The organism is Streptomyces sp. NPDC102279, assembly GCF_044766365.1.
In the GTDB taxonomy this organism is placed as follows: Bacteria; Actinomycetota; Actinomycetes; order Streptomycetales; family Streptomycetaceae; genus Streptomyces.
Map to the genome: position 1 here is coordinate 333903 of NZ_JBIWLU010000011.1, position 11999 is coordinate 345901.

Consider the following 11999-nt stretch of genomic DNA (forward strand, 5'->3'; position numbering starts at 1 on the left):
CGTGCGCGCCCCGTCCCCGCCCTCACTCCCGCGCCATCCCCGTCTTCACCCCCGCGCCGCACAGCGGGACCACCGCCTCGCGCCCGCCGAGCGCGCCCTCCCGCACCGCCGCCCAGCAGGCCACCCCGGTCGACTCCACGTACAGGCCGCGGCCCGCCAGGTCCGACTGGGCGTGCCGGATCTGGTCCTCCGTCACGGTCAGGAAGGCACCTCCGGAGGCACGGACCGCGCGCAGGATCTGGCGGGCCCTGGGCGGGTTCGGGATCGCGATGCCCTCGGCGAACGTGGGTGCCGTCGCGGTGACGCCGACAAGGTCCTCGGCGCCCTCGGACCAGGCGTGGGCGAGCGGGGCGACGGCCGCCGACTGCACGGCGTACAGGGCGGGCCTGCGGTCGATCAGCCCCGCCCCGTGCAGTTCGGCGACGGCGAGCGCGGCGCCGAGCAGCAGCGTGCCGTTGCCCACGGGCACCACGACGACCTCCGGCAGCCGCCCGCCGAGGTCCTCCCAGAGTTCGTGGACGTACGTCTTCGTGCCGTGCAGGAAGTACGGGTTGAAGACGTGCGAGGCGTAGAACACGCCCTCCTCGTCGGCCGCCTCGCGTGCCGCCCGTGCTGTCGCCTCGCGGTCGCCCTCGACCACCCGCAGCCGTGCCCCGTGCGCCTCGATCTGCTCCAGCTTCTTCGGGGAGGTGCCCTCGGGCACGTACACGGTGCAGGGCAGGCCGGCCCGGGCGCAGTACGCGGCGACCGCCGTGCCCGCGTTGCCACTGCTGTCCGCGAGCACCTGCCGGGGTCCCAGCCGCAGCGCCAGCTCGGCCAGCAGCACGGCCCCGCGGTCCTTGAACGACAACGTCGGCATCAGGAAGTCGAGCTTCGCGGAGACCCCCTCCCGGAGGGAGACCAGCGGGGTGCGGCCCTCGCCGAGGCTCACGGTGGGTGAGGCCAGCGGCAGGCACTCCGCGTACCGCCACAGCGAGTTCACCCGGCCGGTCAGCGACGAGAGCGGGGCCGGGGTCGGGGCGAAGTCCAGATCGAGCGGCCCACGGCACACCGGGCAGCACCAGGCGAGCGAACCGGAGGGGACGCGGGTGCCGTCCGTCGGGCAGAAGCAGTCCGGCAGTGCAGTCATACGCGCAGGTTAGACGCGGTCGACGGGTGATGGTGTGTCACCGTCGGTCGCCCGAAGGCGTGTTACGTCTCCGCCCCACCCGGCCCCGCGCCCCCCGGCCGGTCTCCCCGATCCGCGCCCCCGGCCCCTCCCCGTCGGTACTCCCGCCCTCCGTCCCGCCCCCACCCGCGCCCCCTTTACGATGCGCGCAGCCATCCGGCAGCCGTACGCAGGTTCCACCGCGCGTGGACTAGGAGCAAGGGAACTCGTGGCCATACCCCCGCCGCCCGGGCCGCAGCAACCAGAGGGTCAGCACCCGCCGCAAGGGACACCGCCGGGGGCGCCCGGGCCCTGTCCGCCCCCGAATCCGCACATCCCGCACCCCCAGGACCCGTACCAGCAGGGCGCCTATCAGGGCCCGTACCAGCAAGGTCCCTACCAGCAGGGCCCGTACCAGCAGTCTCCGTACGGGACTCCGTACCAGACCTGGGGCCAGGGATACTCCCCGTACAACCGGCCCGCGCCCGTCAACGGGCTCGCGATCGCCGCGCTCGTCCTCGGCATCCTCTGCTTCCTGCCCGGCGTCGGGCTGGTGCTCGGGATCGTGTCGCTCGTCCAGATCAGGAAGCGCGGGGAACGTGGCAAGGGCATGGCGATCGGCGGCATCGTGATGTCGTCGATCGGCGCCCTGCTGGTCGCGCTCATGTTCGCCACCGGGGGAGCGGACGACTTCTGGGAGGGCTTCAGCGAAGGGGCGGCCGGAAGCACCTTCTCGCTGACGAAGGGCGAGTGCTTCGACGCGCCGGGCGACACCCTGGAGGGCCTCGCCTACGACGTCGACAAGGTGCCCTGCGCCGGGAAGCACGACGCCGAGGTGTTCGCCTCGGTCACCGTGGCCGGCGACTCCTTCCCCGGCGACTCCGCGGTCACCGACCAGGCCGACGACAAGTGCTACGCGCTCACGGACACGTACGCGATGGACGTCTGGGCCGTCCCGGACGACGTCGACGTCTACCACTTCACGCCGACCCTGCAGAGCTGGCGTGTCGGGGACCGCGAGATCACCTGCATGTTCGGGAACACCGACGGACAGGGCACCCTGACCGGCTCGCTGCGCAAGGACGTGACGACGCTCGACGGCGACCAGTTCGCCTACCTGAGCGCGGCACGCCTCCTCAACACGGCGATGGGATCGGCACCCGACGAGGAGTACGTCGAGGACGACCTGCCGGGCCACAAGAAGTGGGCGGACAGGGTCTCCGACGCGATCGTCGAGCAGACCGGGCAGCTGCGCCGCCACACCTTCGACCCGGTCGCGAGCGACAAGGTCGACGCCCTGCTGAAGAACCTCGACCGGTCCCAGAAGGAGTGGGAGAAGGCCGCCGGGGCGCCGGACGCGGACACCTTCTACGCCCACTACGAGAAGGGCCTGAAGCTCATCGACGCCAAAGCGACGGTCACCACCCGCGAGGCTCTGGGTCTCGCCACCACCCCGCCGGCGGGCGGCGGCCCCGGCGGCAGTGGCGGCGACCGCGGCGGCGATGGTGAAGGCGGCAGCGGAATGGAGGTGTGACGACGCCTATAGCGGGGAGAAAGTGCCTGCGTAAAGCCCTCGGGGGGCTCACGTCATCACATCGAGTGATTCTTTGGCCTTTGCTTGCACAGGACAACCCACGGTTGCCACGCTGTTGCTGTCTGTACAACCTGATGGGAGCGGCCAAGTGACTTTCGGTGAACAGCCGGCCTACCTGCGCGTCGCGGGGGATCTCCGTAAGAAGATCGTCGACGGTTCACTGCCACCGCACACCCGCCTCCCCTCGCAGGCCAGGATCCGCGAGGAGTACAGGGTGTCGGACACCGTCGCCCTGGAGGCGAGGAAGGTCCTGATGGCGGAGGGGCTCGTGGAGGGCCGTTCCGGTTCCGGCACCTATGTGCGCGAGCGCCCGGTGCCGCGCCGGGTGGCCCGGTCGGGATACCGGCCGGACAGTGGCGCGACCCCGTTCCGCCAGGAGCAGGCCGACATGGCCGCGCGCGGCACCTGGGAGTCCCACAGCCGACAGGTCGAGACGAGCGGCGCGATCGCCGAGCGGCTCGCCATCCGGCCCGGCGACCGCGTGATGTGCACGAACTACGTCTACCGGGACGGCGGCGAGGCGATGATGCTCTCCACCTCCTGGGAACCGCTCGCCGTCACCGGGCGTACGCCGGTGATGCTCCCCGAGGAGGGCCCGCTCGGCGGCATGGGCGTCGTCGAGCGCATGGCCGCCATCGACGTGATCGTGGACAACGTCACCGAGGAGGTCGGCGCCCGCCCGGGCCTCGCCGAGGAACTCCTGGCGCTGGGCGGTGTCCCCGGCCATGTCGTCGTCGTCATCCAGCGGACCTTCTACGCCTCGGGCCGTCCGATCGAGACGGCCGACGTGGTGGTCCCGGCGGACCGGTACCGCATCGCCTACCACCTGCCGGTGAAGTGACCTGCCCTTGACCCGGGTTGTCCCCGGCGGCCGGTGAAGTGAGCCGGAGGCTCCGTTCGGGACACCCGGGACGCCGGGGGATGCCTTCGCCCCGCCGTCGGGTGATCAGGCGTCCGCCGCGACCCCCGCCGGTCCCAAGTGGACGGGTGAATGCCCCGGTTGGAATCTGGCCGTTCTCAACTGCCGGGTGCGAAAGGACCTTCGCCCTGTTCGCGGGCACGTGGGGGGCGGGTGACGGCGTGTTCGGCTGCGTGCGCCCCCCGGGGCGGCGTCCCCTCCTGGCTGGTTGCGTACCTCTTTGTGAAAAGCCGTATTCGCTGCGTGAAGGTTAGGCGTAGGCTCGGGCATATGCGGAGTGCGGTTTCGTCAGAGGGCGGGGCAGGACGGGGGCCCGGGGCGGGAAGCGGAGGAGCTGGATGAACGACGGCACGATCACTCTTCCCTGGCTCGTCATACGGCAGGACGACAACGGCAATCGCTACCGCGTCGGCAGGTACGCGACCCGCGCGGAGGCGCAGAAGACCGCGGACAGCCTCGACGCCCGCGGCCACAAACAGCTCTACTGGGTCGAGCGGATCGGACAGAACGGCAGCCGGTGATCCGCCGCGCCGGCACCCCAGCTCCGCTCCCGTAGGCTCCGGCGCATGACGGAACGGATCGTGGTGGTCGGTGGCGCCCTGGTGCACGAAGGGCGCCTGCTCGCCGCCCGCCGCAGCGCACCCCCCGAACTGGCCGGGCGATGGGAACTGCCGGGCGGCAAGGTCGAGCCGGGGGAGACCCCCGAGCTGGCCCTCGTACGCGAGCTGCGCGAGGAACTCGGCGTCGAAACGGAACCGCTGGAGCGCGTCCCAGGGGAGTGGCCGCTGAAGCCGGGCTATGTCCTCGTGGTGTGGGCCGCCGGGCTGCTGCCCGGCTCCGCCGCCCCCCGTCCGCTGGAGGACCACGACGAACTGCGCTGGCTCACCCCCGAGCAGATCTGGGACGTGGACTGGCTGGACCAGGACGTACCGGCGGTCAAGGACGTGCTGCCGTGGCTCCGTACCGAGCGAGGGTGACGGGACCGCTGCCGTGGCTCCGTCCGTCGGACGGTGACGGGACCGCTGCCGTGGCTCCACCCGTAGGACGTGACGGGGTGTCGCCCGGAGGGCCGGCCGGCCCCTCGAAGGGGTGGCTGGACTCCGCCCGCGGAATGCCGGGGCGCGGTGCGGGCCGGAGCGGGGCTCCGCCCGCGCGGGGAGTGCGGCCCGGCCCGAGGGGGTGACACGTCTCGTGCGCGGCGCGTACGCCGTTCGCCCCACAGCGGGTGGCCCAGCACGGTAAACCGGCGTCGATATCGGGTATGTGACCACTAATCCCACGAAACCGGACATGGGTGAGTTCCTGGTCTGGGAAGTGATCGACTTGATCGACACCGAAGGCGACTGCGCCGAGTGGACCTTTCCGGCGGAGCCGGGTGCCGTCCGCACCGCCCGCGCCGCCGTCCGGGGACAACTGCGCGCGTGGGAGCTGGACTCCGTCGGTGACATCGCCGTGCTGCTGGTCAGCGAGCTGGTGACGAATTCGCTGCGCCACGCGACGGGCCCGATCGGGGTCCGTCTGGTGCGTCCCGTGGACGGGCAGCGCGCCCTTCGCGTCGAGGTCTCCGATCCCCTGCCGGACCCGCCGCGCGAACGGTCCGCCGCCGCCGAGGACGAGAGCGGCCGGGGACTCCAGCTGGTGGCCGGCTCGTGCAGAAGCTGGGGCACCTGGCCCGGGGACGACGGCAAGACCGTCTGGTTCGAACTGGCCGTGCCGGAGTGAGGTGAGCCTGCCGGGACGGACAGCCCGCCGGGATCCCCACCACCACGCCGAACCGCGTGACCGACCCCGACCGACCCGGACCGACCCGGACCGGCTTGGAGCGAAGAGTTTCGGCAGAGTCCGAAACGGGGTTTCGACCGGGTCCGCAAGAGATACCCGTCCGGTCCCGAACCGGCTGCTCGGGGCCGGGAGCGGCCCGCTGCGCCGGGTCGTGAGACCGGGGGACGGGGCGTGCGCTCGGCGCTCGACTGGTTCAGGCCACTGGCGGGTGTCGGATTCTTTGATTCGACGGGGCGCCACCTGGTTAGAAGACTGGGAGTATGTCGCGGCCGGTCCAAAAACCATCGGGACCGTGCTGTGATCGTGAACACCGTGTTGTGCGGCGCCGTAGTGCTGGATACTGCGGGCAGCCGCCCCCGGTGACCGGTGCCGGACGCGGTGAGCTGGAGGGGACGGTTCGCGTGAGCGAGATACCAGCGAAGGCCACGGAGTCGGAGGACCCGTCGGGCGGCGCGAGGGCTGATGCGGCGAGCGATTCCGCGCGCACGGCCCCCGGCGACGACGCGGGTGACACCTCGGGCGAAAGGGCGGGCGGCGCGGCGGCCGGTCCGGTCGGTGAGGCGGCCGGCGAGGCCCCGGGCGACGCGCTGTGGCAGACCAGTCCACCCGGCTCGATCTACGACTACATCAAGGTCGCGTCCTTCTCGATAGGCGCCGACGGGCTGGTGGACCAGTGGAGCCTGCGCGCCGAACAGATCTTCGGGATCCCCGCGGAGCGGGCCGTCGGCATGGACCCCATCGAGGCGTTCGTCGCCGCCGACCGGCGCGAGTTCGGTCAGCGCAAGATGGCGGAGATCCTGGACGGCCGTGAGTGGACCGGCGTGGTGCCCTTCCGGGTGCCCGCCGCCGAGGGCACGGCCGAGCCCGTGGAGGGCCTCGCCGAGGTCTATGTGATGCCGACCAGGACCGAGGACGGCGAGCGGGCCGCGGTGTGCATCGTCGTGGACGTCCGTACTCTGCGCAGCATCGAGACGGACCTCGCCGCTTCGCAGGCGATTTTCGGTCAATCTCCGTTCGGGTTCCTGCTGATCGACACGGACCTGCGGGTCCGGCGGGCCAACGAGCGGTTCGCCTCGATCTTCGGCGGCGACGTCGACGACCACCACGGCAAGGCCGTCCACGACTACCTCCCGCACCCGGAGGCCGAGCGCGTCACGGCCGTCCTGCGCCGCGTCCTCGAAACCGGCGACTCCATCACGGACATGCACGTCACGGGCTACGTGCCCGGCTCCGAGGAGCGCCGCCACTGGTCCGTCAACCTCTACCGCGTACACGGCGGAAGCGGGCGTCCGATCGGTATCGCCTGGCTCGGAACCGACATCACCTCCCGTCGCGCGGCCGCCCGGGAAGCGGCCGCCGCGCGGCGTAATCTCGCCCTCCTGAACGAGGCAGGCGCCCGCATCGGCAACTCCCTCGACCTGGAGACCACCGCGCGCGAACTCCTCGACGTCGTGGTCCCCGGCTTCTGCGACCTCGCGACGGTCGATCTGTACCAGGGGCTGCTGGCCGGTGACGAGGCTCCGCCGGGTCTCGTGGACGGCAGCGCGGAACTGCGCCGGGTCGCGTTCGCCAGCGCGGTCTCGGACGCGCCGTTCGTCGGCGGCCAGGCACCCGTCGCCGTGGGCGCCGTCCATCACTACCCCTTCAACTCGCCCTGCGCGGACGCCCTGCGCACCGCCAAGCCGCGGTTCATCCCCGCGGACGACGGCGGCCTCATCCAGTCGACGCTCGCCGTCCCGATGGTCGCCCACGACACGGTCGTGGGACTCGCCCAGTTCTCCCGGACGAAGGGCAGCGAGCCGTTCGGCGAACGTGACCGCTCCCTGGCCGTGGAACTGGCGGCCCGCGCGGCCGTCTGTATCGACAACGCCCGCCTGTACCGCCGGGAGCACGAACGCGCCCTCATCCTGCAGCGGTCGCTGCTGCCCCCGGGCGACCCCGAGGCCTCCGGCCTCGACATCGCGTGCCGCTATCTGCCGGGCAACGCGGCGACCGAGGTGGGCGGCGACTGGTTCGACGTCATCGAACTCCCCGGTCACCGCACGGCCCTCGTGGTGGGCGACGTGATGGGCCGCGGTCTGCGCGCCGCGGTGGCGATGGGTGAACTCCGGACGGCCGTACGCACCTTGGCGCTGCTCGATCTCGAACCGGCCGAGGTCCTCTCGGCGCTGGACGAGATCGCCCGCGGTCTCGGTACCCCCGGCGGTGTCCAGCAGGCGACCCGCACGGCCCGCCAGCCCCGCGACGCCGACCTCTCCGAGGTGTACCTCGCCACCTGCGTGTACGCGGTCTACGACTCCGTGACCCGCCGGTGCACCTTCGCCAACGCGGGCCACCTCCCGCCGGTGCTGGTCGAGCCCGGCGAGAACGCGCTGATGCTCGACGTGCCGCCCGGCATGCCCCTCGGGGTGGGCGGCGAGCCCTTCGAGGAGGTGGAGGTCGAACTCCCCGAAGGTGCGCTGCTGGCGCTCTACACGGATGGACTGGTCGAATCGCGCGACCACCCGCTCGACGAGGGGCTGCAGGCGTTCGTCGGCGCGCTCACCGACCCCACCAGCCCGCTGGAGGACGTCTGCGACCACGTCCTCAACACCCTCGACACCCACCACGGCGAGGACGACATCGCCCTGCTGATGGCCCGCGTCCAGGGGCTGCCCGCCGACTCCGTCGGCGACTGGACCCTGCCGCGCGAGCCGCGCAGTGTGGGCCGCGCCCGCGAGTACGCGCGCACACAGCTCGTCGCCTGGGGCCTGGAACCGCTCGTCGACACGACGGAGTTGCTGGTCAGCGAGCTGGTCACCAACGCCCTGCGGTACGGCGAGGGCGAGATCCGGCTGCGGCTGCTGCTCGACCGCACCCTCGTCTGCGAGGTCTGGGACGCGGGGCTCGTCCAGCCGCGCCGCCGCCGCGCCCGCGACACCGACGAGGGAGGACGCGGCCTCCAGTTGGTCGGCCTCCTCTCCGCCGGGTGGGGTTCCCGCCGGACCCCGCGCGGGAAGACGGTCTGGTTCGAACTCCCGCTGCCGGACGGGGAGACGAGCCTCACCGATCCGGCCGAGGCGCTGCTGAGCCTGTTCTGAGACCGACGCCCGTCCGGTATCCGGCCGCCACCGGTGCGGGCGGTCGGATCAGCCGGGGGACGTCGACCGGCGGCCCCGGGTGCGCGGGCCGCCGTAGCTCACCGGGCCCTCGCCGTCGCCGAGGAGAATCCCGCCGAGCACCGCGCCGCCCGTCCCGGCGCCCGCGTCGCCGCCCGAGGGAGTGCCGTACGCCCGTACGTCCCGTTCGGCGAGCCGGCGTGCCTCCTGGGCGAGTGCGTCGGCCCGCCGTGTCTCCGCCAGGGTGGAGGAACCCGGTCCGAGCAGGCGTTCCGCCTCGGCCAGCCGCGTACGGGCCGTGCTGCCGACGGCTCCTCGGTGCGTGCCGACGAAGCCCGTTGCCGATGTGAGCGCGCCGCGGGCGGACAGCAGCGCGTGGTCGCGCAGGCCGGGAACCTCGGCCTCGCCCGCCTCGGAGAGCAGCGCGCCCGCCTCCACCACCCGGCGCAGCGCGTCCGGCGGATCGTAGGGCCCGGACGTCATCTCTCGGCGTACGCCTGCCAGGAGCACCTCGGCCCGGGCCGACCGCGCGTCGCCGCCGACGGGGAAGGGCTCGGTACCCAAGGCGGTCGGCCGACGGCCGTGGACCGCGCCGAGAGCGGCCTCCGTCGACGCGAGCGCCACGGGCAACCGGGCTGCCGTCGTGGCCAGTTCGGCCGTGAGCCGGTCCACACCGTCCAGCAGGACACCGGCCTGCGCCACCGCCGCCTCGGCCGCGCGCAGCGAGGCGGCCGCCTCCGTGCCCTCGCCCCGGTCAGCGCACTGGCGGGCCTGGTTGAGCCGCAGGGTGGCGAACACCAGCCGGTCCTTGGCCTGTTCGACGTCACCCGTGACCGGGAGCGAGGCCGTGGGGGCGTACCGCTCGTGCAGACCGGCGAGCGCGGCCTCGGTGGCGGGGGTCCGTGCGGCAAGCTCCCTGAAGCGGGTCTCGGCACCTTCCACGGCCGCCGATGTGTCCCGCTCCAGCGCCCGGAGCTGGTCGAAGCCCGGCGCCGCCGCGTCCAGCCGCCGCCCCGCGTCCCGGCACCGGGAGACGATCTCCTCCAGCGCCTCCCGGCGGTCGTCGCCGTCCGGTGCGGTGCCCGCGTCGTCGAGCCGCCGCCGCAGCCGGAAGGCGGCCCGGAGTTCGGCCTCCGCGTAGGCCAGCGCCTCCCTGTGGGGAGTCACGGCGTCGGCCGGTTCCCGGGCGGCCGCGAAGCCCAGCTCCTCGGCGGAGGCGCGTACGCAGTCGTCGATCTCGACGAGCAACTGCCGTGCCTGGAGATCCAGTTCCGGCAGGGGTGTGAGTCGGTGCCCGTTGCCGCCGGGTGTCGTCCGTGTCGTCGCGCGCCGTCTGCGCCGCCCGTACGTGTAGGCCGCCAGTGCTCCCGCCGCGCCGGCCGCGACGAGCGGCGGCACCAGATCCCCGGTCGTCGCCCCGACGGCGTCGGAGGAGTCGGCCGCCGGAGCGGTGACGCCCTCGCTCCGCGCGACGGTCACCGTGGCCCCGTTCTCGACGCCTTCCCCGTTCCCGCCGCCCTCCCCGCGCGCAAGTGGCAGCATCAGCCACCCCACCGCGACCAGCGCCCCGAGCACGGCGTGCGCCACCCGCACGGCTATGTGCGACGGGGCCCGGGGCGACCGGCTTCGACTCGAGGACGACGTCACATTTGGGAGCGTATGGCCGCCCGGCCACCTCCGCGACCCGTATCCACCGAGGTGAGGGCGCCTAAGGTACGGGGGATACGGGGGCGTACGGGAGGGGTGCGGGGGATGGACACGGGACGGGACACCGGGCCGGACGGGCAGCGCGAACGCGCCGGGGCGACAGCGTCCCAGGAGGGGCTGCCCGACCCGGTCGCGCGGTCCCAGGAGGGGCTGCCCGACCCGGTCGCGCACACCACACCCGAGCCGCCGTGCTCCGGACCCCCGTCCCTCGCCGAGGCGGACCCCGCCGAAGAGGCGCGGTCCGAGGGGGAGACACCGTCACCCACACCGTCACTCCCCGGCCAGGACACCGGTCCGCGCCCGGGCAGGCCCCTTCGGTACGGCGGGCTCGTCCGCGCCTGGCGCCACCCCCGCCTGCGAATACCCAAGCGGATCGCGCTCGGCCTGGTGCTGCTCCTGCTGCTCCCCGTCCTCGCCGCCGGAGTCGCCCTGCGGGTGAACTACGCCGGTGATCCGGCCGACGGCACCAGGACCCGGAACCGGGACGCGCTGTGGCTCGGGCACGCCTGGGTGGACGGGCGGAAGAGCGACGCGGACCTCGACGCGCTGGCGGAGCGGCTGCGCGGCACCGGGATACGGGACCTGTACGTCCACGCGGGGCCGTTGGAGCACGACGGCTCACTCCCCGCGACGGCGTATCCGTCGGCGGGCCGGCTGATCGCCGGTGTGCACGAGCGCCTGCCCGGCATCCGCGTCCAGGCCTGGCTCGGCGACGAACTCGCGACCGAGACGCCGGACGGCATGCGGCTGCGACGGGCCGGCACCCGCGACGCCGTCGTGCGCTCGGCCGGCCGGATCCTGGACGCCGGGTTCGACGGCGTCCACTTCGACCTGGAGCCCCTCCACTCGGGCGACGCCCACTACCTCGCGCTCCTGGACCGCCTGCACGCCCTGACCCGCGCCCGGCACGTCCCGCTCTCCGTCGCCTCCCACCAGATCGACCCGCTCCCGGGCCTGCACTCCGCGGCCGGCGCCCTCACCGGACACCCCAAGTGGTGGTCCCAGGCGTACTTCGGGCAGGTCGCCCGCCGCGTCGACCAGATCGCCGTCATGTCGTACGACACCGCGACGCCGCTCCAGAGCCTGTACGGCGGCTACGTGGCCCAGCAGACCGCCCTCGCCCTGGAGGTCACCCCGAAGTCGACCGATCTCCTGATGGGTCTGCCGTTCTTCCACGAGGACAAGATGGGTCACAGCGCGTACGCCGAGACGGTCGCCGCGGCCGTCCGCGGAACCCGCCTCGGCCTCTCCCGCACGGACCGCACCCGCGAACACTTCGGCGTCGCCCTCTACGTCGACTTCGCGGCCACGGAGACCGATTGGGCGGCCTACCGCGAGGGCTGGCTCACAGGGCGATGACCTCCCCGTCCACGCGTGCCATGATCCGGAGGAGTCCCGCGGGCCGGGGCAGGGCGGGAACCGGGGGCTGGGGGACGGATGCACGGATATTTCGTGGCACTGGCGGCGCTGGTCGCCGCCGGACTCGGGGTCGCGGCGATCGCGACGTACTGGGTTCCGCCGTGGTTCCGCCGCCGGGTCGTCCGGCCGAGGCTGTGGGGCTGGGGCGCGCTGAGCGGCTCCGTGGGCATGTCCCTGTTCATGTTCCTCGGCCCGTTCCACGGCCCCGACGCCGACATGACGCCCTACGCGATGACCGGCGTGGCCCTGTTCGTCGTGGGCCAGGCACTCCAGATGCTCGGACAGTACCCGGGCCGCATCACCAAAGCGCCCGGAAACAGGACCAACTGACGT

10 protein-coding genes are annotated in these 11999 nt (G+C 73.1%); 8 read left to right on the forward strand and 2 right to left on the reverse strand.

What is annotated here, in order from left to right; translation table 11 throughout:
- Positions 1 to 22: 22 nt before the first annotated feature.
- Positions 23 to 1129, reverse strand: coding sequence for a threonine synthase (locus ACIRQH_RS28660; RefSeq protein WP_358822073.1), 1107 nt, complete (start codon positions 1127 to 1129; stop codon positions 23 to 25).
- 247 nt (positions 1130 to 1376) lie between these two features.
- Here ACIRQH_RS28660 and ACIRQH_RS28665 point away from each other — a divergent pair, with 247 nt between their 5' ends.
- From ACIRQH_RS28665 to ACIRQH_RS28690, 6 genes are all read left to right on the forward strand, one after another.
- On the forward strand, positions 1377 to 2681 hold the full coding sequence (locus ACIRQH_RS28665) for a DUF4190 domain-containing protein (RefSeq protein WP_404227491.1): 1305 nt from the start codon (positions 1377 to 1379) through the stop codon (positions 2679 to 2681).
- A 148-nt stretch (positions 2682 to 2829) separates the two neighbouring features.
- Complete coding sequence (locus ACIRQH_RS28670) at positions 2830 to 3582, forward strand: GntR family transcriptional regulator (protein ID WP_404227494.1); 753 nt, start codon at positions 2830 to 2832, stop codon at positions 3580 to 3582.
- Positions 3583 to 3998: 416 nt separating this feature from the next.
- Positions 3999 to 4181, forward strand: coding sequence for an SPOR domain-containing protein (locus tag ACIRQH_RS28675; protein ID WP_358822076.1), 183 nt, complete (start codon positions 3999 to 4001; stop codon positions 4179 to 4181).
- Between the two features lie 45 nt (positions 4182 to 4226).
- Entirely contained in the window at positions 4227 to 4637 is a 411-nt protein-coding gene (locus ACIRQH_RS28680) for a (deoxy)nucleoside triphosphate pyrophosphohydrolase (protein ID WP_358822077.1), read from the forward strand.
- Between the two features lie 313 nt (positions 4638 to 4950).
- Positions 4951 to 5382 (forward strand): ATP-binding protein, encoded by a 432-nt coding sequence (locus tag ACIRQH_RS28685; protein WP_355865178.1) that lies wholly within the window; start codon positions 4951 to 4953, stop codon positions 5380 to 5382.
- A gap of 461 nt (positions 5383 to 5843) precedes the next feature.
- Positions 5844 to 8522, forward strand: a complete 2679-nt coding sequence (locus tag ACIRQH_RS28690; RefSeq protein ID WP_388867021.1) for a SpoIIE family protein phosphatase — start codon at positions 5844 to 5846, stop codon at positions 8520 to 8522.
- 48 nt (positions 8523 to 8570) lie between these two features.
- Here the strand turns inward: ACIRQH_RS28690 and ACIRQH_RS28695 are convergent, their stop codons facing one another.
- The gene (locus tag ACIRQH_RS28695; RefSeq protein ID WP_404227499.1) at positions 8571 to 10187 is read right to left on the reverse strand and encodes a hypothetical protein; all 1617 of its coding nucleotides are present in this window, start codon (positions 10185 to 10187) and stop codon (positions 8571 to 8573) included.
- 105 nt (positions 10188 to 10292) lie between these two features.
- On the opposite strand from ACIRQH_RS28695, the gene ACIRQH_RS28700 reads away from it, so the two are divergent.
- Positions 10293 to 11606, forward strand: a complete 1314-nt coding sequence (locus ACIRQH_RS28700) for a hypothetical protein (protein WP_404227502.1) — start codon at positions 10293 to 10295, stop codon at positions 11604 to 11606.
- A 93-nt stretch (positions 11607 to 11699) separates the two neighbouring features.
- Complete coding sequence (locus ACIRQH_RS28705) at positions 11700 to 11996, forward strand: hypothetical protein (protein WP_404227505.1); 297 nt, start codon at positions 11700 to 11702, stop codon at positions 11994 to 11996.
- The last annotated feature ends 3 nt before the right edge of the window (positions 11997 to 11999 follow it).